This is a genomic window from Sporosarcina sp. P20a, assembly GCF_002743175.1.
Taxonomy (GTDB): Bacteria; Bacillota; Bacilli; order Bacillales_A; family Planococcaceae; genus Sporosarcina.
On sequence record NZ_PDYT01000004.1, the window covers coordinates 57,472 to 80,362 of the forward strand.

21 protein-coding genes and 1 riboswitch are annotated in these 22,891 nt (G+C 40.1%); of the genes, 12 read left to right on the forward strand and 9 right to left on the reverse strand.

What is annotated here, in order from left to right; all coding sequences use genetic code 11:
* Positions 1-70: 70 nt before the first annotated feature.
* The gene (locus CSV72_RS06615) at positions 71-628 is read right to left on the reverse strand and encodes a recombinase family protein (protein ID WP_099677698.1); all 558 of its coding nucleotides are present in this window, start codon (positions 626-628) and stop codon (positions 71-73) included.
* 105 nt (positions 629-733) lie between these two features.
* Between CSV72_RS06615 and CSV72_RS06620 the strand changes: the two genes are divergently transcribed.
* On the forward strand, positions 734-2,143 hold the full coding sequence (locus CSV72_RS06620; RefSeq protein ID WP_099677699.1) for a SulP family inorganic anion transporter: 1,410 nt from the start codon (positions 734-736) through the stop codon (positions 2,141-2,143).
* A 13-nt stretch (positions 2,144-2,156) separates the two neighbouring features.
* The gene (locus tag CSV72_RS06625; protein WP_099677700.1) at positions 2,157-2,570 is read left to right on the forward strand and encodes a universal stress protein; all 414 of its coding nucleotides are present in this window, start codon (positions 2,157-2,159) and stop codon (positions 2,568-2,570) included.
* A gap of 159 nt (positions 2,571-2,729) precedes the next feature.
* Here CSV72_RS06625 and CSV72_RS06630 read toward each other — a convergent pair whose 3' ends face one another.
* Entirely contained in the window at positions 2,730-3,506 is a 777-nt protein-coding gene (locus tag CSV72_RS06630; RefSeq protein ID WP_099677701.1) for a DUF2935 domain-containing protein, read from the reverse strand.
* Positions 3,507-3,651: 145 nt separating this feature from the next.
* Between CSV72_RS06630 and nadX the strand changes: the two genes are divergently transcribed.
* The 9 genes from nadX to CSV72_RS06675 all read left to right on the forward strand — a co-directional run bounded on the left by nadX (position 3,652) and on the right by CSV72_RS06675 (position 14,557).
* On the forward strand, positions 3,652-4,434 hold the full coding sequence (gene nadX / locus CSV72_RS06635; RefSeq protein ID WP_099677702.1) for an aspartate dehydrogenase: 783 nt from the start codon (positions 3,652-3,654) through the stop codon (positions 4,432-4,434).
* A gap of 447 nt (positions 4,435-4,881) precedes the next feature.
* Entirely contained in the window at positions 4,882-6,066 is a 1,185-nt protein-coding gene (locus tag CSV72_RS06640; RefSeq protein ID WP_099677703.1) for an AAA family ATPase, read from the forward strand.
* 15 nt (positions 6,067-6,081) lie between these two features.
* Positions 6,082-7,524 carry a vWA domain-containing protein gene (locus tag CSV72_RS06645; RefSeq protein WP_099677704.1) on the forward strand — a complete coding sequence of 481 codons (1,443 nt, stop codon included), beginning with the start codon at positions 6,082-6,084 and terminating at the stop codon, positions 7,522-7,524.
* Positions 7,525-7,636: 112 nt separating this feature from the next.
* The gene (locus CSV72_RS06650) at positions 7,637-9,169 is read left to right on the forward strand and encodes a DEAD/DEAH box helicase (RefSeq protein WP_099677705.1); all 1,533 of its coding nucleotides are present in this window, start codon (positions 7,637-7,639) and stop codon (positions 9,167-9,169) included.
* A 13-nt stretch (positions 9,170-9,182) separates the two neighbouring features.
* Positions 9,183-9,962, forward strand: coding sequence for a YqhG family protein (locus CSV72_RS06655; RefSeq protein ID WP_099677706.1), 780 nt, complete (start codon positions 9,183-9,185; stop codon positions 9,960-9,962).
* Between the two features lie 106 nt (positions 9,963-10,068).
* Positions 10,069-10,758: a response regulator transcription factor gene (locus CSV72_RS06660; RefSeq protein ID WP_099677707.1), complete on the forward strand. Its 690-nt coding sequence runs from the start codon at positions 10,069-10,071 to the stop codon at positions 10,756-10,758.
* Positions 10,755-11,759, forward strand: coding sequence for a sensor histidine kinase (locus tag CSV72_RS06665; RefSeq protein ID WP_099677708.1), 1,005 nt, complete (start codon positions 10,755-10,757; stop codon positions 11,757-11,759). The genes CSV72_RS06660 and CSV72_RS06665 overlap by 4 nt, the downstream gene beginning before the upstream one ends.
* A gap of 103 nt (positions 11,760-11,862) precedes the next feature.
* A complete protein-coding gene (locus tag CSV72_RS06670) occupies positions 11,863-12,624 on the forward strand; it encodes an ABC transporter ATP-binding protein (RefSeq protein ID WP_099677709.1) in 762 nt (253 codons plus the stop codon).
* Complete coding sequence (locus tag CSV72_RS06675) at positions 12,614-14,557, forward strand: FtsX-like permease family protein (protein WP_099677710.1); 1,944 nt, start codon at positions 12,614-12,616, stop codon at positions 14,555-14,557. The genes CSV72_RS06670 and CSV72_RS06675 overlap by 11 nt, the downstream gene beginning before the upstream one ends.
* A 48-nt stretch (positions 14,558-14,605) precedes the next feature.
* Here the strand turns inward: CSV72_RS06675 and CSV72_RS06680 are convergent, their stop codons facing one another.
* The 4 genes from CSV72_RS06680 to CSV72_RS06695 form a co-directional block, all read right to left on the reverse strand.
* A complete protein-coding gene (locus CSV72_RS06680; protein WP_099677711.1) occupies positions 14,606-14,827 on the reverse strand; it encodes a hypothetical protein in 222 nt (73 codons plus the stop codon).
* 251 nt (positions 14,828-15,078) lie between these two features.
* Positions 15,079-15,269, reverse strand: a riboswitch (cobalamin riboswitch).
* Between the two features lie 138 nt (positions 15,270-15,407).
* Positions 15,408-16,754, reverse strand: coding sequence for an MATE family efflux transporter (locus CSV72_RS06685; RefSeq protein WP_099677712.1), 1,347 nt, complete (start codon positions 16,752-16,754; stop codon positions 15,408-15,410).
* Positions 16,751-17,215: a GNAT family N-acetyltransferase gene (locus CSV72_RS06690; protein WP_099634342.1), complete on the reverse strand. Its 465-nt coding sequence runs from the start codon at positions 17,213-17,215 to the stop codon at positions 16,751-16,753. Before CSV72_RS06690 ends, CSV72_RS06685 begins: the two co-directional genes overlap by 4 nt.
* A gap of 62 nt (positions 17,216-17,277) precedes the next feature.
* On the reverse strand, positions 17,278-17,838 hold the full coding sequence (locus CSV72_RS06695) for a TetR/AcrR family transcriptional regulator (protein ID WP_099677713.1): 561 nt from the start codon (positions 17,836-17,838) through the stop codon (positions 17,278-17,280).
* A 199-nt stretch (positions 17,839-18,037) separates the two neighbouring features.
* Here CSV72_RS06695 and CSV72_RS06700 point away from each other — a divergent pair, with 199 nt between their 5' ends.
* Positions 18,038-19,474 (forward strand): NAD(P)H-binding protein, encoded by a 1,437-nt coding sequence (locus tag CSV72_RS06700; RefSeq protein ID WP_099677714.1) that lies wholly within the window; start codon positions 18,038-18,040, stop codon positions 19,472-19,474.
* A 157-nt stretch (positions 19,475-19,631) separates the two neighbouring features.
* On the opposite strand, the gene CSV72_RS06705 is transcribed toward CSV72_RS06700, so the two are convergent.
* The 3 genes from CSV72_RS06705 to CSV72_RS06715 form a co-directional block, all read right to left on the reverse strand.
* Positions 19,632-21,377, reverse strand: a complete 1,746-nt coding sequence (locus CSV72_RS06705; protein ID WP_099677715.1) for a GMC family oxidoreductase — start codon at positions 21,375-21,377, stop codon at positions 19,632-19,634.
* A 17-nt stretch (positions 21,378-21,394) separates the two neighbouring features.
* Positions 21,395-22,228: a gluconate 2-dehydrogenase subunit 3 family protein gene (locus tag CSV72_RS06710; RefSeq protein ID WP_233191124.1), complete on the reverse strand. Its 834-nt coding sequence runs from the start codon at positions 22,226-22,228 to the stop codon at positions 21,395-21,397.
* A 209-nt stretch (positions 22,229-22,437) separates the two neighbouring features.
* Positions 22,438-22,746 carry a hypothetical protein gene (locus CSV72_RS06715; RefSeq protein WP_099677717.1) on the reverse strand — a complete coding sequence of 103 codons (309 nt, stop codon included), beginning with the start codon at positions 22,744-22,746 and terminating at the stop codon, positions 22,438-22,440.
* Positions 22,747-22,891: the final 145 nt, after the last annotated feature.

Sequence of the window (22,891 nt, forward strand, 5' to 3'; positions counted from 1 at the left end):
ACTTGATACTTCTGCTATCTGAGCAAATGACACTAAAACTTCAGATAAAGAAAATTAACCAGATGAAAAACTACTGCTTATCATACGGAGCTGCTCTCTCATCCAAATAGCGATAGAGTGTGGATTTACTAATACCTGTTTCTTCTTTGATATCGAACAAAGTGAAATTCTTACTATCATACATTTCGAATGCGCGTTGTAAATTTTCATCAGACTTTCTTGGACGTCCAATTGTTCTTCCTTGTTGTTTCGCAACTTGTAAGGAAAATGTAGAGGAATGACTGAGGAAAGTGGTTTGCAACTTTGCGAAAAACTCTACGTTTTGAAGCAATGTAGTAGATTGCATAGTTTGATTAGTTAGCTGTTCGTCCACAAAATAAATAATGAGTTGATCACGTTCTGCCAAGCGCAAAACATCCAGCAAATGCTGAAGTGAATCAGCTAACACCTCAATGTTTTGTACGTACAATGTGTCTCCGCTTTGGACATGCATTAGTAGACGTTCAAGCTCAACTCTTTTTTTAGCCAGTCCATGTGACTCTAAATAAATCATGTCTATGGCAAGATTCGCTAGCTGCTCAGTAGCTTGCTGATCCCCTACAATCGGACGGATATATCCATACTTCATTTTTTACTCCTTACTTCCCAAAACTATTCACTTATGGGACTGAGAATGATATGCTGTTTACATTCTACCATGGATGAACTTTTTACATCACGAGAGGGGAACAATATGCAAACTTTACAACAGCAATGGTTTGGGAATGTGCGTGCTGATATATTGGCGGGTATAGTCGTTGGACTAGCGCTCATACCGGAAGCATTGGCTTTTGCGTTTATCGTCGGGGTCGATCCGCGAGTAGCGCTATATGCATCATTTACTATTGCGGTTATTACTGCATTTGTTGGAGGCCGACCTGGATTGATATCGGCTGCTACAGGTGCAATGGCACTAGTTCTTGTCAGTTTAATGGCTGATCATGGCCTAGAGTACGTACTGGCAGCCACTATCTTAACGGGTGTCATTCAATTGATTTTAGGCTCACTAGGCGTCGCGAATTTAATGCGCTTCATACCGAATTCAGTCATGCTAGGATTCGTAAATGCGTTAGGAATTATGATCTTTATTACACAGCTACCTTATCTAGTCGGTTCGGGTACGATGACGTATGTATTCGCGATTGCCACATTGATTATGGTGTATGTGGTACCGCGCTTCTTTACAGCGATACCAGCACCGCTGATTGCGATTGTTGTTATGACGGCAATTGCGCTGTTCTTTGGAGTGAAATTGCAGTCAATTGGTGATTTGGGAACGATGCCGAGTTCATTGCCAACATTCTTTTTCCCTGACATCCCATTGAACATTGAAACGCTGAAAATTATTTTACCGTATTCATTGGCGCTGTCAATCGTAGGATTACTGGAGTCGTTGCTGACTTCGCAAGTGCTCGATGATATGACTGATACACCGAGTAATAAAAACCGTGAAGCACGCGGACAAGGTATTGCCAATTTCGTCACTGGATTTTTCGGTGGAATGGCAGGTTGTGCGTTAATAGGGCAATCCGTCATCAATGTTAAATCAGGTGGGAGAGGTCGTCTATCTACATTGACTGCTGGAGCATTTTTAATGTTTTTGATTATTGTATTAGGGGATTTGGTCGTTAAAATTCCGATGCCTGTTCTTGCGGGTGTCATGGTTATGGTGGCGGCTACGACTTTCAACTGGGGATCGTTTAAATTTCTTCGATCTGCACCACGATCAGAATCGATTGTTATGCTGATTACTGTAGTAATTATTTTATACACGCATAACTTAGCGATAGGCGTAGTGATCGGAGTTATTCTTAGTGCATTATTCTTCGTTGCGAAGATATCGCGTGTCTCGGTAACGAATGAAGAGGGTATCTATAAAATACAAGGTCCATTATTTTTTGCTTCTACGACGAAGTTTATTCAGGCATTTGATGACATAAATGACAAACAGATTGTCATTGATTTTGAAAATAGTCAGCTGTGGGATGAATCGGCAGTAGGTGCGATTTTAAAAGTGATAACTAAGCTAGAAAGTAAAGGAATTGTGGTCACGATTCGAGGGTTAAATTCTTCGAGTGAAAAATTATATGAAAAATTATTGTGAGGGAGTGAACGATATGAAAATTGCTGTAGCGATAGATGGATCAGAAAATGCGATGCGTGCTGCGAAACATGCGATTATGCTGGCGGAATATTTGCCTAAAGTCACGTTGGAAATTATTTATGTACAAGATTACAGTAAAGCAAAAGATGAAAGACTGTTATCACAAAGCCCTGAAAGCCTAGCATTGAAACGCGAACAAAAGATGCATCCGATTTTAGCTATGGCAAAGGAAGCGGCTGTGGATGCGAAAGTGATCATGCTTAAAGGGAATCCTAGCCAGGAAATAATCAACTATGTAAATGAAAAGAAAATAGACAAACTAGTTATAGGTAGCCGTGGTTTAAATTCATTTCAGGAAATGGTTTTAGGTAGTGTCAGTCATAAGGTAATGAAGCATGTAGGATGCCCTGTGACCATAGTGAAATAAAAAAGAGATTGTCACGCTATATGAGCGTGGACAATCTCTTTTTTGTAATGATCAGAGGATACCTTCATGTAAAACAATGCTATTCAATCAAAGGACGGTAATATTCTACTATCTATTCTATATTGCATACAGTTCAGGAGCAGCCGTCGTACATGACAATTAGTTTACGACCTGATCTTCGAGGTTTTTCCACAGATGGTGGGCTTCTCTCGCAATATGTTCTAACAAATCAGGCGGAGCAGTCGTAACGGCGGCACATGCTTTAATCAGTTCACTTAATTCCAACTTAAAAGCTTCAAGTGCCTTTGCTTCTTTTATCACCATTTGATTGAATGTATTCAACACGGGTGAAACTTCATTGCGTGGTCTGCGAATGATGGTCTTCAAAGATTGAGCCTGTAACAGAAGGTTTTCAAACTTCCTTGTCATTGCACGCACTTGATCATGCAATTCATAGTTGGAAGCATCTACGTAATGACTGATGAAGATGAGGTGGTCAAGCATTTGACGAAGCCAGAAGTTGTTCTCATGCAGTGTCGCGTCAGCTGGCGTGATGTAAGAGTTCGTTTCAATTAATTTGAACACACGCTCTGCTTCTTCGGCTTCTCGTATCATATGATCAAGAAGTGAAGTAGGAGTAGAGATGATGACGTCGCAATGCAATGCGCGATCCATCGTGTGAATTAGTAGATCAGCGAACTCTTTTGTAGAACTCTTTGCCTCATCGAGAATCAATCCAATATCACCAGTTTTGGATTCAGTTTTTTTAAAGATTTTCCCCATTTGGTCAATCATTTGCTGATTGGCGCGTGCTAATTCCAACTCATGATGACTGATTTCTCGGTCGAAAAACTCCCCATGCTCAAAGTTGTTACGCACCCAAAAATCGATGATACCGTACGTATCACGTTCATAATTATCTGTATAACCAGCCATTTATACATACCCCCCTAATTTACCTACCTGATATCCATACCATCCTATTCCTTCCCTGTGTTGTTTATGTATAGACAGGGTATTGAAGTAGAAAGCCATCTATTTCTTGGAAGAGTGTATATACTGAAGAAAGAGGTGTTGTAAAATGAAAATCGGTATAATTGGGACTGGCAATATTGCGCAGTATCTATTAGAAAGTATCAATAGGAACGGCAAAGTGGATGGTGAAATTGTCTCGATATTCGGACGTAACCAAGAGGTGGGGCCAAGACTAGAATCACAGTACAGTGCAAAGTTTTATACAGACTTTCAGGAGTTCATTCATTCTCCTGTGGATGTAGTCGTGGAAGCTGCAACGATCGGAGTTGCGATGGAGCATATGGAAGAAGTACTGGAGAATAAGAAGGACCTGATATTGAGTAGTATCGGGGCATTTAAAGACGTTGAGTATTTGAATAAAATGAAAGAAGTAGCGCGGAAGAATCAGCAACATATTTATCTACCTTCAGGAGCAATAGGGGGATTGGATCTTCTTCAATCAGCAAACTCATTAGGTGGATTAAAGGAAGTATGCATTACGACTAGGAAGTCCTACCAATCACTGGGACTTGATGTGAAGTCTGTAGAAGAATGCATTTTTGATGGTGTGGCAATAGATGCCATTGAAAAGTTTCCTAAAAACGTCAACGTTGCATTACTATTATCAATTGCAGGACTTGGAGCAGATAAAACGGCAGTACGCGTTATAGCAGATCCGAATGTTCAACGAAATACACATACTATTGAAGCAAAAGGGGATTTTGGCAAAATGAATTTATTAATTGAAAATGAGCCAATGCCAAACAACCCTAAAACAAGCTATCTCGCTGCCTTGAGTATAGTTTCTACTTTGCAAAATAGAGGGAATGCGATTACTTTAGGGAGCTGACTAAAGAAAAGGCTGTTCATCCTGTGATTTCACATGATGAACAGCCTTTCTTGTGTATCGTATTATTTAACGATTAGAGATAACTGAATCATTGCCTTTGTCTCCATCTCACCACTCAAGTTCTACTTCAAACATATACTTACGATTGCTACGAAGTATGTTAGCGGTTGCCTAATCCTTGTACAGTCTAATGAAAATACATGTAGAAAAATATGGTCGAGATGAGTGGATTAGGATTATAAAGGGTAAGAGAAATAGAAAGATTAGTGTAAAGAATCACTATATCCTAAACGCTAATCTTATGAAAAACATTTGACAAGAATAAAAGGTTTATTATACATGGCAATGAAAGAATTCTGGCTTGAGAGGTTAAAAACGTCGTATTCCAGTCACACTGTTATATAAAGAGAATAGCGGCTAGTTATCATTAATAAAGGGGATGTCTACATGCATGCTACTATACAAAAGCTACATGAAATAAAAAGAGCATTGAATGCGAAGTTTTTTGAACGTGAAAGTGAAGTGGAGGGGATTTTAGTAGCTCTCCTTTCCAAACAGCATATGTTAATGATTGGGCCAGCGGGGACGGCAAAGTCTGCACTATCAGTAGAGCTAGCAAAAATCGTCAATGGTACGTCTTATTTTCAATGGTTACTGACAAGATTCAGTACCCCCGAAGAAGTATTCGGACCCCTGTCGTTAAAAGACTTAGAAGAAGGCGTATATAAGCGCAATACCGCTACTAAAATGCCAGAAGCACATCTTGTGTTTTTGGATGAAATCTTTAAAGCAAACTCTGCCATATTAAACAGTTTATTGACTTTAATCAACGAAAGACTATTTTATAATGATGGACAACCCATTCAAGCCCCATTAATGTCGGTCATTGGCGCTTCCAACGAATATCCCGAGGAAGGAGAAGGGCTTGAAGCTTTATTTGACCGCTTCCTTTTACGTTTCGAAATTAATTTCATTGCGGATGAATCAAACTTTGTATCGATGATGAAAGATGAAGGCGAACATATTGAAATTCCGACGATGCATGTGGACGACTTAGTGCAACTTCAAAACATGACTTATAAGGTGCATATTCCAGATGAAGTATATGAGACATTGTCTACTATTCGAAGAGAACTTCAAGACGAAGGAATTCAGCCGTCTGATCGTCGATTCAAACAATCTTTGAGTATCTTGCAGGCGAGAGCTTTAATCAATCAAAGAAAATCCGTGCAGAAAGATGATATGGTGATTCTTGAGAATGCACTTTGGGAGACTTTAGATCAAAAAGAGACTGTTTGTACTATTGTTCGTAGACATTCACAAGATGGATTAGCACAAAGGCTTTCAGCAATTGAAAATGAAGCGAATGAAATCTATGATTCCGCAGTACGTGATCAGTCAACAGAAGCAGGCATGGAAGCTGTCCAGAAAATTTCTGCTTTATCATTGGAATTAAATGATTTAAAAGAGCAAAATATTAGTCGAGTCACTGAATTGGATCATTTACAAAAGCTAATTACATCCTTGAAAAACGAAGTGGAAAGTAGTCGAATGGATGCTGCTTACTATAGTGATACGAACGAAAAGAAAGATGAAAATGGCGAGCAATATGGAGTCTTCTTTAGAATGTAAAAGGAGTGATATTCTATGAAAAGAAGTAAAATAATTAGAAATCATCGCTCCGTACTGAATACAGATGCATTTGATAAAAGACGTTTTAAAGAACTGTTCGAGATGTCAGATGGTTTGCAAAAGGTCAGGGAAGAAGGACAATTACCTACTACGGAAGCATTGCTTGGTGATGTTTGGGCATCGTTATATAAAATGAAACCACGAATTTTACTAGAGGGAATGGATCCAGCACTGAAACCGAACAAGACCATTATAGAAAAGCTAATGAAAGATGAACATTTTGAAGAATATAGAAAATTTACTCGATTAGACGATCTGGCCGCGACTGTCTGTACCGTGAAAATGGTTGAGAAGATCAATCTATGGTTAGCTGAAGCAAAAGCCTTAGATGAAGAGTTACTGAAGTGTATGGAAGCGGTAGAAGTGCTACAAGACGACGTGCCGATTGAGCGGTTGGATGAACAACAAGAGGAACTAGAAGAAGGACCTGTCCAGGAACTAGCCGAGGCTACGGACAAGTTAAACGATCAGCTAGAATTTACACTTGAAACGAATGGCGAACGATTTTTGCAAGCGATCGATGAAGCGGTGGAAGAGTCGATCAAAGTAAAAGACAGCCTGATTTCTCTGATGGGTGGGAGTAGTGCAGGTAAAGGAGACGCAGAGTTGAAGAAAGTTCCATTGCGTGAACAACTTGCAGTGGCGGACCAAGTAGCGATGGATCCCAAAATGCAAGAAATTGCAGCATGGGCTGGTCGTTTTCAAGAAGTAGTACGTGAAAAACAGAAGACGAATTATGTGGAGGCGATCGAGAGGCGTGGCGTTACAATTGGGAATGAAATGGAACGTCTCTTGCCGATGGAATTAGGACTCTATTCAAATAACTCCACGAAAAAAGATTTCTTGCGCCGCTTTGCGGAAGGAAACACGATGCAGTTTGAACAAAAGAAGCGAGAGAATCTCGGCAAAGGTCCAATTATTTTTTGTCTTGACCAATCTGGAAGTATGAAGTTGCTTGATAATCAGTCAAAAGGATTCATCTTGGCACTTCTATCGATCGCCAAGAAGCAACGACGAGATCTATGCGTTCTATTGTTTTCCACGACAATTCAAAAAGAAATATTTCTTAAAGGCAAGATCACTTCAAATGAACTTGCACGACTTGCTCGAACATATTTGGGTGGAGGAACAGACTTTACACTGTCACTGCAAGGAGCCCTGGAAGTAATAGAAGACAGTACTTTCAAACATGCAGATGTCATTTTTGTAAGCGATGGAGAAGATGAAATGAGCGAGAGTTTCCTAACCGAATTCAATGAGAAGAAAAAACAAAAGAAGTTTAATGTACTCACTCTAGCGATGGGGAAAGATACGGCCGTCGCAGAATCATTCTCAGACCGTGTAATTCATGTAACTGATTTTGATGACGAAGGAAGCTTTATCGCTTTTGAAATCTAATAGATGCAATACCTTAAACCCTTCATATGCGAAGGGTCTTTTTTTGTTTATCATAATATGATCTTTTTTGGGTATTCTAATCAAAACATACAAGCTAGTTGAGGTGATTGGAATGCTAATTGAAAGATCGTCATCCTGGAAAGAAGGATTTATTCAACGACTTGAAAACCATGAACCATGGAGTAATTCGGCGCTGTATAACATGAGCTATGCCATCACGAAAAATAACTTAATTACTGATTTTACTGGATTGCAGTCACTTGCTTACTTACCGAACGTAAAACCGTTACCCCATCAAATAAAAGCGGCTGAACGAGTAATTGAACAGATGAACGGTAAAGCGATTTTAGCGGATGAAGTAGGGCTAGGTAAAACCATTGAAGCAGGTCTAATCATTAAAGAATACTTACTGAGAGGGCTTGTGAAAAAAGTACTGATACTAGTACCCGCTTCTCTCGTTAATCAATGGGTGGAAGAGTTATATACAAAATTCCATATCCCTGCGTTGTTGTACAAAAAGAATTATGAGCTCGATTATGTGGATGTAGTAGTTATGAGTATGGACACAGCCAAACGCAGTCCACATAAGGAGAAAATCTTTGCGCAAGAGTATGATTTGATTATTGTAGATGAAGCGCATAAATTAAAAAATCATCAGACGATTAGTTATGAGTTCGTACAAAGTTTGAAGAAGAAATTTTGTTTATTGCTTACAGCCACACCGATTCAAAATGATACGTTTGAATTGTTTTATCTAGTGACGCTACTTAAACAAGGTCATTTAGGAAACTATGAAGAGTTTTCTTCCGTGTTCTCTGCAAAAAATCGTGACGAAGAACGAGATAGTTATTTGAAGGAACTAGTCAGCCAAATCATGGTACGTAACAGGCGACAGGACACGGGTGTGGAATGGTCCACACGGAAGGTTCATACAGTTCCTATCACATTCACGGACCATGAAAGACAAGCCTACACAGCTATATCCAATCTGAAAGAAATATCGCCGGTATTTTCAGATGCATTTTCCACGATGACTTTACAAAGGGAAATGTGTAGCAGCCCCGAGGCGACAATCGGTACATTGATGAAGTTATTGCCGGAATGTAAGCAAGTAGAAGAAATCACGCATGTGGAAAAGGTCATTGAACAACTTGAGAAATTATCTATTCATTCAAAAGCTAAAAAGGCCACGGAACTGATCATACAAGCCAATGAAAAAGTAATCATTTTTACTGAGTATCGAATGACACAGCTGTATTTAAGTGACTATCTGTATGCGAATGGCATATCGAATGTCATTTTCAACGGAAAGTTAAGCAAAAGTAGCAGGGAATGGATCAAGCATTTATTCAAGCAACAAGCGCAAGTGCTGATTGCGACAGAGTCCGGAGCAGAGGGAATCAACCTTCAATTTTGCCATCACGTCATCAATTACGATCTTCCGTGGAATCCGATGAAGTTGGAACAGCGGATTGGTCGTGTGCATCGATTAGGGCAGGAACACGATGTACAGATTTATAATTTAGCTGTGAAAGAGACGATTGATGACCATGTGTTGAAAGTGTTGCAAGGAAAGATTGAGACATTTGAACAAGTAGTAGGGGAACTAGATGATATTTTGGAAATGAAAGAACGGTCTGTGTGAAGGAGGAGAATTTATGCATTCGACTGAGATCCATACGTACCTTCACAGATTCTTTACGGAGAATGACTGTGAAATACTTCATGGAAATGAACACTATCTAACCGTGCAACTAACAATCGATATGGATAAAAGAATCATGAACCGACCTTTTTATTGGAGGTATATAGAAAGTGTCAATGAGATACCGAATCCCGCGCAGCTTACGCTAATTACAGATATGCAGCAATTGCAAAATGGGATGAAGGGGGAAGTAATCCATCTTGGGTCCCCGCGATTGCATCAATTATTTCAAGTAACGAAAGAAATGGGGCAGTTTGTAAAACTGTATGAGCGTGTAGGGGCTAACAACGAGCAGCAAATTCTAACACCATGGGTTGGCGTCAATTATAAAGTGTCATTCACCAGTCATCAAACGAAGGAGATCTTATATTCAATAGGTATCAATTTGATGACAGGGGCAGTCGTAAAAGAGTTCCAGGAAACTATTGGCATGCGAGATTTATCCGACCAATCGTCTGAACAAGTATTTTATTTACCTTTTATCATTACACCTATCCGTGCGCTTGATCGATTGGATGCTGTGATCACAAAAGTAATTGAAGGTGAAGATCTAACGTGGGTAGAGGAAGCAGAAAAGAGATGGAAGAAAGACCAGGCGGTATTAGATTATTTCTATGAGGGGCAGGAACCGAAACCTGAGTGTTATGAGGTGGAAAAGCAGGCAATGGAAGAACGTTTTAAGCCGCGGATTACGGTGGATGTTGTAAATGGTGGATTATTTTACTTGAAATAGAAATCAAAATAGCGCGCAAGTGAATGTACTTTCACTTACGCGCTGTTTTGATTCTGACTGTTTATAGGATAAACTAATAGCAATCAAGAAAAGTGTGGTGAGTTCATTGTTTACAATTATGCTAATCGAAGATGATCAAACATTATTTGAGGAAATAAAAGAACGTTTAACGCAATGGTCTTACTCAGTGGCGGGGATCCAAAATTTTGGAAATGTACTGCAAGAATTCACGGAAATCAAACCGGATCTTGTAATCATCGATATACAATTACCAAAGTTCAATGGATTCCATTGGTGCCGGATGATTCGAACGCATTCGAATGTCCCAATTATTTTTCTGTCTTCACGGGATCATCCGACTGATATGGTGATGTCAATGCAACTCGGAGCTGATGATTTCGTTCAAAAGCCGTTTCACTTTGACGTATTGGTTGCAAAGATTCAAGCGATCTTACGCCGTGTGTATAACTATAGTATCGATCAGACTTTGGAAGTGAAAACGTGGTGTGATGCCGCTGTGGATTTTGTGAAAGGTACGCTCACCAATGAGAACGGGACTATTGAGTTGACGAAAAATGAAATATACATTATAAAAATATTAATAGAAAGAAAGAATGAAATCGTATCAAGAGAAGAAATCATCACGAGCCTTTGGGATGATGAACGATTTGTCAGCGATAATACGTTGACGGTCAATGTCAACCGTTTACGTAAACGGATCGCAGAGATCGGCTTGGTAGATGTGATCGAAACAAAAGTGGGGCAAGGGTATATGGCGAAGGAAAAGCAATTATGATCCGATTATTTCTAAAAGAACGAGTAAGTTGGATACTGTTCTTCATTTTCTTACAACAGCTCGTTCTAGCTATGGGTTACTTGGACACGAGTATTCCATTTTTGTCTACTGTCTATATAGCATTCATTTCTTTTTTATCTTTCATTATATTTATAGTCATGCGTTATGGAAAAGAAACGAGGTTTTATAAACACTTACATTCGTTAGAACCGTCATTCGATCCAACTGCAATACCTGAAGCTAACAGTCCTTTCGAGGCCATTACATCCGAAAGGATTTCCGAACAAGTTCAAGTGTTTAAAAAACAGTTGGATGAATTGCAAATCAGTTTAGAGCAAGAGAAAGATGACATGTTGAATTGGATACATGAAGTGAAAACACCACTGACGACGCTACAATTAATGATCGAACGAACCGAAGATCCTTCGCTTCGATCACAGTTGACGTACGAGTGGCTTCGCATCCATTTGTTACTCGACCAGCAACTACATCAAAAGCGCATCCCATTCATCCAGAATGATTTATATATCGAAAAGGCAGATGTACAGAAGTTGCTATTTCAGGAGATAAAATCATTAAAGCAATGGTGTATGCAAAAGCGAATTGGTTTTGATGTATCATTGGAAACAGAAGAAGTACTGACCGATGCCAAATGGCTCGGCTTCATTCTAAGGCAATTACTGACGAATGCGGTGAAATACAGCGAGGATTCAGATATAAATATCCGGAGTACTAGCCGGGATGGCATCACCACGTTATCGATCGAAGATTTTGGTCAGGGAATTGCTTCAAGGGACCTATCTCGTGTTTTCGATAAAGGCTTTACTGGAACAGCAAACCATCAAAATCATTCTGCCACAGGAATGGGGCTATACTTAGCAAAACAAGTTGCAGAATCTCTCTTGATTACGATTGAGGTAGAGTCAACAGTAGGAGAAGGTACGCGGTTCTCTTTGATCTTTGCAAAAGAAAACGAAATGATTCGTATAGCGCGTTTGTAAGAGCATGTGACAGTATCGTCACATGCTTTTTCTAATTGTCATATCAAAGACAGGAGAAAAGTCTGTACATTGATTAAGATAGAATGAACAAGGAGTGATGGATATGGTGATTTTACAAGCATCGAAAATCTATAAAACATACGGCAATAAATTCAATAAACAGGAAGTGTTACGTGCGTTAGACCTTGAAGTACAAAAAGGTGAATTTGTCAGCATCATGGGGGCATCGGGGTCGGGGAAAACGACTCTACTAAATGTACTTTCATCGATTGATCGTGTTAGCCAAGGAACAATCAGCATTGAAGGGCAGAAACTTAACGATATGAAAGAAAAGCAAATGGCAGAATTCCGGAAACGTCATCTAGGCTTTATCTTTCAGGACTATAATCTACTCGATACGTTAACAGTAAAAGAAAACATATTGCTTCCATTATCGGTGCAGAAAATTTCTAGAAAACTAGCCAATGAAAAATTTCGCGTAGTGGCAGAAGAATTAGGGATTTCCGAAATCGCTACTAAATATCCGAACGAAATATCAGGTGGACAAAAGCAAAGAACGTCTGCCGCACGAGCATTCATCCATGATCCGAGCATCATTTTTGCGGATGAACCAACAGGCGCTCTTGACTCAAAGGCGGCATCCGATTTGTTGAATAAACTAAGTGATCTCAACACGAAGCGAAATGCCTCTATCGTGATGGTCACTCATGACCCTCTTGCCGCAAGTTTTAGTGAGCGTGTCGTGTTCATCAAAGACGGACAAATTTATACGCAACTGAAAAAAGGAGACCAAACGCGGAACGAATTTTTCAATGATATTATCAAAACGCAAGGTGTGTTGGGTGGTGTGCAACATGACGCTTAATCAGCTAATCTTCCGCAATATCAAGAAAAACCTCAAGCATTATTATGTGTATATCTTTGCTCTGGTTTTTAGCGTAGGCTTGTACTTTTCATTCGTAACTTTGCAATTCGATCCAGCATTGGACGATGCAACTGGAGGGGTGAAAGGTGCAGCAGCTATTAAATCAGGTTCAGTTTTACTGATTGCTATCGTGTCTGTATTCTTGCTATATGCTAACAATTTATTCATTAAACGACGCAGTAAGGAGATTGGATTATTTCAATTGATTGGGATGACGAAAGGAACCGTTTTTCGTATTTTAAGTGTCGAGAATTTTATGTTATACGTCGGTTCCCTCGTTGTAGGGATATTCTTAGGCTTTTCAATGTCCCGATTACTCATGCTGGTTCTATTTAAGGTCACTGGTGTAACGGATGTTGCGACATTACGTTTCTCTTCAGAGGCATTACTTCAAACGCTGGCCGTATTTGCGGCAATCTTTGTATTGATTTTGATTATGAATGCGATATTCATTAAACGACAAAGTATATTGTCTTTGTTCCGTGTGACTACTGTGACGCAACAACGAGTGAAAAAGATGACAGTATTTCAAGCGGTCATCGGTGTGTTCGGTATTCTCCTCATAATATTTGGCTATTATTTATCAGCCCGACTATTTAGTAGTATGTTGCTCATTAATCAGCTATTTCTAGTGATGATTATCATACTTGCTTCTGTGATTGTAGGAACGTATTTATTTTACAAAGGATCGGTCAGCTTTATCTTTAACCTGATTCGTAAACGTAAAGGGGGATATTTGAACATTAACGACGTACTATCGCTCTCTTCGATTATGTTTCGAATGAAATCGAACTCTTTTCTATTAATGATTATTACATCGTTATCTGCGCTATCTATAGCATTACTTTCGTTAAGTTATATCTCGTATTACTCAGTAGAGAAATCAGTAGAGCGAACTATTCCCGCTGACTTTACCATTCCTGATACTACACGTGCAATGGAATTTACAGAGGCGCTTGAAAGTAAAGGCATCGCCTTTACAGAGACAGCTATTGATCTATTGACTACACCTGTTGATTTATCGAGAGTTCTATCTATTCCGGTTGGGGATAGTCAAGATGTGAGTTATACCGATACAGAAATGATCGTCATTAGTGATGAAGGGTTGTCGGAGATAGACGTAGCAGAAAAGGAAGTGCTCTTTGTCAACTCCGATAGTTTGACGGAAAACTTCATGAAATTCCAAGCGAATCAGCAAGTCGTATTTCAAGGCAAAGAGCATATCTATGATCTGACACTGAAAGGGACAGAAAGGGTTGCCGTTCTTCCGACGCGTGTGACCTATGCTTTTGTTGTCGCGGTAGTGGATGATCAAGTATTCCAGAAAATGAATGTAGATAATGATTCTTCTATAGCATCCGAATTTACTGAGTATCATGGAGTAGATATCGAGAATGAGAATGATCTAGAAAAAGCGAATGATATATTTAATGTGTTGGGAATAAACGACTGGGTAGGACATGAATCGAAATTTGAGGAAAGAACGAAACAAATGCAAGGTGCAGGCATGATCATGTTCATCGTGGGATTCCTTGGCCTCGCTTTTCTTGTCACTTCTGGCTGCATCTTATACTTTAAACAAATGGACGAAAGTGAAGATGAAAAATCGAACTACACTATTCTTCGTAAACTGGGCTATACACAAACAGATTTGCTAAAAGGGGTTCAACAAAAGCAGTTATTTAATTTCGGTATTCCGTTAGTCGTTGGTCTCTTCCACAGCTATTTCGCGGTGAAATCCGGCTGGTTCTTATTCGGTACTGAAATGCTGACACCAACGATTATTGTGATGTTCATCTACACAGCGCTTTATTCTATATTTGGTTTGCTTTCCGTATTGAATTATAAGCGTGTGATTAAAGATTCTTTATAACACAGTAACACCCCTGACATATTGAAGTCAGGGGTGTTCTATTACGAATTAGTTACTACCTACTAATTCACCTACTACGATTTGATATGCTTTATCTAAATTAGCCAATTGTTTAGCTTTTTCTGCTGAGTTATTAGCGGGATCTTCGGAAATCTGTTTCTTTACATCTTTTACTAGTATGGGAAGGGGGGTAGAGTGAGTGCTCACTCGTTCCGCCATCAGTGTATCCTTTAATAAGTTTGTAAAGTCCTCGATTGTTTGGTTGTGCATAATTCATTCTCCTCATCGTGTTTGTATTGGTTCGTTGACATGAAAAAACATCCGTCCGGTAAATACCTGGAAGGATGTTAAGTGGGAAGCCATGACGAATTAAACGGTTCGGCAGGAAATACATATACGTTGGATCGATAGAAACTGTATCGAAGCCACCTAATGAATGTCCTGATTCCGTTTTTTCGTACGTCGGCTTGTGTATGATTTTTCATAAGCCGCACTTGACACCTCCTATCCGCGTAGGGTATTGGTGTGTACTGATCTAGGCAGGTCTCCTGGCTCGTCTTCAACGTATAATTCACCTTCCCATTTCCCTTGCGGTGAAACAGTGGTAACGAATTATACTCCAACTCACAGTTGCGGGACAGCATCGGTTTTTCACCGATTTCCCTTTTAAGCGTTTAAGAAAAATAAACGCACCTATCTCTAACACGATATTCAGTTGCTCTTTCAGTATATCACTCTTATTTATGAAAGGAACAAAAATAGTGCTACACCGCCACTACGACACGGAATCACACTAATTCTACGGAACGGGCGTCGATATATGTTTCCATACTGTTTTATAGATTAATGCCTAGCTGATTAGTGAATGTCGAGTAGCATTCCTTTGATATAAATAAACACCAACAAATACGACAAGCTCAGAAGCTGGAATGGACAACCAAATACCGTTCAATCCAAAGAAGCGAGGTAAGATCATCAAGAAAATTAACATGACAATGATTTCGCGTGAAGCGGTGATCCAGGTGGCCATTCGCACATTACCGACAGACTGATAAAAGGTCATCATGACAAAGTTCGTACCTGTGAACAAATAGGCAAAGAAGAATAGATTAATTCCAGTAGTAGCCAAATCTCTGACGGCTTGTGGGAAGTCTCCGAAAATCGATACGATAGCGCCTGCTGCAAATTGTCCGACGAGGAAGAACACAGCGCCGGCGATGACGACAGTGAGGGTGGCCTTTTTTACGGTTTCCTTCATCCTTGCTCGGTTGCCAGAGCCTTGATAATAACTAATCAGTGGCTGAATCGCCCCCCCCATTCCGAGGAATAGCATCAGCATGACACTGTGTACATAGTTCAAAATAGAGAACGCAGCAACACCTTCCGTACCGGCCATCCGTTCGAACGCAATATTATGTGTAATGGTAAAGAAGGAAATCCCCAACTCGGAAAGGAAGCTCGGAAATCCGACAAATAGGATTGCTAAGAACAACTTTTTATTGAACTTCAAGCGGATTAGTTTTAGGTTATTGTTTTTCTTAAAGAAGTGGGTGACCAGTACTAGCATACCCATAAAGGAAGCGATAATTGTAGCGACTGCAGCACCGGCAACGCCGTAATCCAAAATGAATAAGAACACATAATTCAAGATGATGTTCACGACAGAAGTCACAATTAGCCCCGCCATTGAGAGGTTCGGTGCTCCGTCGTTCCGTACGAAAATACTAAATGTGTTCTCTACAGTAAAGATAAAGCCGAACAGTAAAATCACAAATAAGTATTCCGATACATAAGGGAAAGTGGTTGTGTTCGCTCCTAGTGCGTACGCTAGCGGATCCCTAAAAATAAAGGCGGTCAAGCCTAATATAATGGTGAAAAAGAATATAGAAAGAATCGCATGTGTGAAAATTGAACGAGCTTTCTGGACATCTTTGGCACCCATCGCCATGGAGTATTTTGTGGCGGCGCCTATACCGATCCATAAGGAAATAGCAAAAAATATTGTATAAACGGGAGCCGAAATTCCGACTCCCGCTAATGCTTCTGCACCCAATCGATTACCGACCATGATACCGTCCGCCACAATATTGATTGCCATTAGTAACATACCGACAGTTGAAGGTATTAAGTAACGTAAAAAGATACGTCCTACTGGCTCAGTATCCAATTGATTGAATTTGGGTGAAGAAGAATTCATTGCAAAGGACTCCTTTGAAGATCAAGTTCCATGATAAGGCAAGGGAATTCACCTACATCATCAATTTTTCCATTTAACTTAAAACCGAACTTTTCGTATAAATGCTGTGCGGCTTTATTACTTGGATAAATACTTAAATATATCTTGTCACATTGATACTTTTCTTCCATTCTGGTAAGTAGGAGTTTAAGAAATCTGCTGGCATAACCTTTACCTTGGTGATGCTGATCTATCATAAAGCGATCAAGCCATACATTGCCATCTGCTTCACGTCCATGCATCGCATAGCCGACTAATTCTTCTCCGTCATATAATCCAATGGACTTCCATTCTGGTTCAAATTGAGATTGTGCTAGTGAAAATGAATTGCTTTCAATAAAGTTCTTTTGGTTTTCGTGTACGGATAAATAGGCAACATCCTGCCAATTTTCATTCGTTACCTCACATGCGTGGAGGCTCATAATTCCATCTCGCTTTCAATTTTGTGTAAGACGGTAAAACTTCTTTTGTTTTATTAGTTTATTTAGTCAACACTTTTCTTAATAAATCCAAACAACAGAATATCCACTATAGAATCCAGTGCTTCGGTTACAGTAATACGATTTTCATAGAAAAACTTTCGATCAAGTGTGGAGTTTGTTGCATCTATAATTAACTTCATAAGTAACTCTACGTTTTGATCTGCAATAATCCCTTCATGAATTCCCTGTTCAATCAATTCGCGAAGTTCATCCCATTCATGAAGTGCAGTGTGGACGCGTTCCCATTGTTCAGGATGTGTTTTTCTCATCTGATCAAGGATTTGCCAGTTATAAAAATCATTATATTTTGGGATAACTGTAATGACTTTCTTGATCTTATCTACAAGTTGTAGTTCAGTGTCTTTCATGATGATATCGGTTTTTTCATCAAACTCCTGTAATGTCGAGTCAATAATCGCATCTAAAATTTCCGTTTTCGAAGAAAAGTGTTCGTATAACGTCCGTTTGCTGATACCCAGTCTTTTGGCTAGATCATCCATTGTGAACTTCATACTTTTTTCATGTACTTCCTCGAGGAAAGCTTTCATAATACGTGCTTTCATTTATCGTACCCCTATCCTTATATACAGAATAAAAACTAGAAAAACATATATAGTTTTCATCGTTCTTATTTAGTATATGTACTTTTAATATAAAAAGCAAAGACAACTGCTTGGAAATAGCGTTATTTAAATAGATAGGCTTATAAACTCCTTAGACAGGGTAGTTTTACTGTATACGTACAAGAGAGGGTGGGATTGTATGGAAGAAAGGAAATTGGTTGTAGCCGTTGCGGGCGCTAGTGGATATATTGGCAATAATCTATTGAGAAAATTAAAAGGAAAAGCGAAAGTTATTGGTCTGTCGCGTAATGGCTATCAGCGGGAGAATACGAAAGACGTAGAGTGGCGGTCTTGTGATCTGTTTTCTATGAAAGATGCAGAGAAGAGCTTGGCTGGCGCTGACATAGCGGTTTATCTCGTTCATTCCATGCTGAAATCAGCGAAATTATCTCAAGGAACTTTTGAAGATATGGATGCTATATTGGCAGATAATTTTGCGCAGGCGGCAAAAAAACAAGGAATTAAGCAGATTGTCTATTTAGGTGGAATTATTCCAGATGAAGATGAAAGAGATTTATCACGGCATTTGAAAAGCCGCTTGGAAGTGGAACGTATTTTACGCTCGTATAACGTTCCCGTAACCGCATTACGTGCAGGGCTGATAGTCGGTCCAAAAGGTTCTTCCTTCCCGATTTTATCGAAGCTAGTTAGACGACTTCCAGTAATGTTTTTACCTAAATGGACACGTTCCGATACACAGCCCATCGCACTGGATGATGTGATGAAATCATTAAGTTCATTAATACTAGACTTTGAACCTGCGCAACGTTCTATCGATATAGGAGGCCCTGAAGTCATGACGTATAAGTCGATGATGGAGAAGACTGCTGAAGTAGCGGGGACACGATCAAGAATGTTAGACGTGCCATTCTTCTCATTAAGTCTTTCGAGGCTCTGGTTACGTTTAGTTACACAAACACCAAAAGAGATTGTATATCCGTTAATAGAGAGTTTGAAGCATCCAATGGTCGTCGATTCCAAGCGTTACATGGAAGGGATCAGTGAAGGAGAAATCCCGTTTATTCAAGCTGCAAGAGAAGCACTGGAGGCGGAAATGAAAGAAAAAGAAGTGTCAAAGAAGAAGCCAACAATGGGTCTGCGTAAGCAAGATGTTCGTTCAGTGCAGAGAATTGAATTACCTTATAGCTGGACTGCGGATGAAACTGCACGTTATTACGTAAAGTGGCTTTCTACGTTCTTGAATCCTTGGGTGAAAACCGACGTGGACGACCAGTTGAATTGCCGAATCGGCTTCCTCGGTAATCGGACATTGCTCGAGTTAAGTTATTCTGCAGATCGCAGTACAAAAGATCGCTCGCTCTACTATATAACGGGCGGCCTTTTGATGGATCCTGAATCTAATGAACGTGGCAGAATGGAGTTCCGAAAGATTCCAGGATCGAATGAAGTAATCATTGCGATTCATGACTATTTACCGTCCATACCATGGTTTGTCTATTACATAATACAAGCCAATATGCACGCGTTTGTCATGTCTCGTTTCCGCCAGCATATGTACAAGTTGGGTGCTATTGAACGTGATCGATTGGGCATTGTCGCTTCTAATGTACGATAAAGAAAAATCCGGATTCGCAGTGTTACGTTGCGGATCCGGATTTTGATTGTCTGGGATTAATGAGCTCTATACATTGGAAATGTTTGTAAGTAGGTCCCTGATAGTGAGGGGTTTATCCAGAAACCTCATAAATAGACGCTAGAACATGACATTTTCGTTATGCGTTTAAAGTCTCTTGCTTGGATTTTGCAAGCTGACCGCCTTCTTTTAAATACTTCTCTACACCTTCTGCTGCACGATATGCCAATGCGCCGATTGTTGCAGTCGGATGATGTCCTCCGAACTGAGGGAATGCTGAACCACCCACTACGAATAAGTTGTCCATCTCCCACATTTGAAGGTAGTTATTCACTGCGGATGTTTCAGGGTCCGCCCCCATAATAATTCCGCCCGCATAGTGACCACCTGAATAGATATGATCGAACTCTTCAGGCACTACGTCCTCATCGATGATATCGGCACCCATTTCTTTCATGATTTCACTACATTTCTCAATACCGAATTTCGCCATGTTCCGATCGTGATCTGTGTAACGATTCGTTATACGTAATAGGGGATCTCCGTACTGATCTTTGTATGTCGGATCCAAATCTACGTAGTTATGCCACCATGACATAACAGCAGGTGTATACCATGCGACTAGCGAACGATTCGCATAATGGATCGAGTTTTTCTTGAATTCAGGTCCCCATTTTGGTGTGCCGCTTGGGACGTGGTTCGTAGAAATAGCCCCATCACCGTATTGACGCATTTCGATACCGCCACCATTGATGAAGTCTACATTAGAGTGATCAAAGTTATCACCGGCAAAATCACTCATAGTACCACCAAGAGCACCTGCCCCCATGTAGAGATTGAACTTCTTCTTTTCAAAGTAACCTCGCGCTCCAAGGAATGTGATATTGAATTGTCCATTAAAGTTGCGCCCAATGGTTCCTTTACGTGTTGTTGGATCATACTGTGTCCCGATTTCAGAAAGCATCAACAAGCGATTGTTAGTGAAGGAAAATGCACCTAATACGACAACGTCTGCTGGTTGCTCATATTCAATTCCTGTACGTGTATCAGTGAACATAACACCAGTTGCTTTTCCATCTTTATGCAGAACGCGACGTACTAAAGAATTGGTCCGAATTTCGCAGTTTCCGGTTTTGCGTGCAGTCGGAATAACTGTAGCCAATGGGTCCGATTTAGCCGTAAAATCACAACCGTACATCGTACAATAAGAGCAGAACATACAAGCATTTAATTTTTCACCGTCTGGATTGGTATACGCTTGTGATAAGTTACCGGCAGCGACTTGGAAGGGGTGATAACCCATTCTCTCTGTCGTTTCTTTAAATAATTTCACAGCTGGTGATGCTAACATAGGCGGGTTAGGGTAATCACTTGAACGCTTGTCACCAAGTGGATCGGGCTCACCTGAAATTCCGGCGGTTTTCTCCCACTTATCGTAATAAGGTTCCATTTCATCATACGTAATACCCCAGTCTTGAATCGTCATGCCTTCAGGAATTTTCTCTTTGCCATACCGTTCAATGGTTTTGGAACGTAATTCGAAATCGATAGCTCTCCAGCGATATGTAGCACCTGCCCAGTGCACACTCCCCCCGCCTAAATCGGTCCCAGCCATCATTTCTGCTCTTGTCCGTACGGGTAGAGCGGTGTCTTCAATTTTCACCCGTGATGTAATCGTTTCAGGAGATAGATTTTGCATCATCTCGTAACGATCAGTATAGCGTAATTCATCTTTAACACCGACATAATCTTGTCGGTCTTGTTTTTTACCTCGTTCAAGTGTCACTACCTGATATCCGGCCTTAGCTAGCTCTGCAGAAACTACTCCACCTGCCCAACCGCTTCCTACTACGACTACATCTACTTTTTTTAATTTTTTCGCCATATGAGTTCCTCCTGTTTTTAGTGACCTTGGTAATTTCGTAAGCTTTCAGGTTTCATTACGATGAAGTCTTCTTTTTCTATATCCGCTGTATAACTCATACGTGGACCAGGGAATTCCTTCATCCTCCAGCCTTCCATATTGCGGTTCCCCCCATAGACAGGGTCAGCATAAGCACCTTCAATGGTCGTTTGTAATAATAGATTAAAGAACGTCGTCGAAGCGACACCGTTCATCTTCGCTTTTCCATCGTCAAACATCTGCAAAATCTCATCTTGCTGTTGCGGCTCCAGCTTCCGGAAGTTTGTTTCAAATTTCTCTTGTGCGGTTTGTTCTAATGCTTGTACACCTTCCAGGAAAATATCTCCTCTTGTCATAGGAGTCTGATATCTAAAGGCTGGTGTAGGTACTTGCGTTTCAGCATTTGGACCTTGATCTTGGGTCGAATCTGCTTGGCTTTCATATGCATCTACCGCACCTGTCTGCAAAAATGGCCCTTTCATATATTCTTTTGCATTCATGCCCCATTCGCCAGCAAGCTGTCGGTCGATAAAGTAGGGGACACCTAATTCAATAGCGCCTGGGCCTAAATCGTCTGTAGGAAATAACCTTTCAGTAGCAGCGGAAAGGATAAGAAAGTCTTCGCTATTACTAAAGAATGTACGTGCTTCTAATAGGTGGCTACCTTCTTGTTCTGAGTTAATAGGTGCGCCTGGTTTTTGTAGCTGGTTAGTCAGCAGACCACCGAATAATGATCCACCAACTAGACCACCAGCCACTAAGCCTGTATTTTTCATGAAATTTCTACGACTAATCCCTTTTTGTGTATCTTCATGCGGTCTAGGTTCTGTCACTTGGTTCTCCTCCTTGTATAGGACTTTCATAATTTACTAATGCACTACTACTTGTCATGTTGTGATGAAAGGGTGGAGATTATACATAATATGGAGTTTTGCATATGGTAAATGTCAAAGTTCATGAAAAATATGCAACAATGAAAGCCCCCTGAAATCACAAAGTGATTTCAGGGGGCCGTTCTGATTGTATTATAGATTACAATTTATTAATTTTTCTCTTCAGTATCTGGTTCTGTATCTATATCTACTTCCGGCTCTTCCATATCTACGTCATCGTTTGTTGTATCATCTGCAGGTTCATCCACATCTACGTCATCATCTGTTGTACCATCTTCTGGCTCATTCACATCAACATCGTCGTTTGGTGTCACATCTGCTGGCTGATCTACTTCAACATCGTCATTTTCATCGATAACTGGGTCATCGTCTCCGCAAGCACTGAGGACACCGACAGAAAGGATGGCAGCTGCTCCTACTTTTAATAAATTATTTTTCTTGAGTTTATTCAAATCCATTATACGTTTCCTCCTCTAGATGTTTGATAATCTTTCATATAGTAGTAATATCCGTATTTACGTTTTGTAAACATATAAATCTAGAAGTGATTCTTTAGTACCGATAACCGATTTAGCGAAGAAGATAGCAAACAGTTGAACAGAT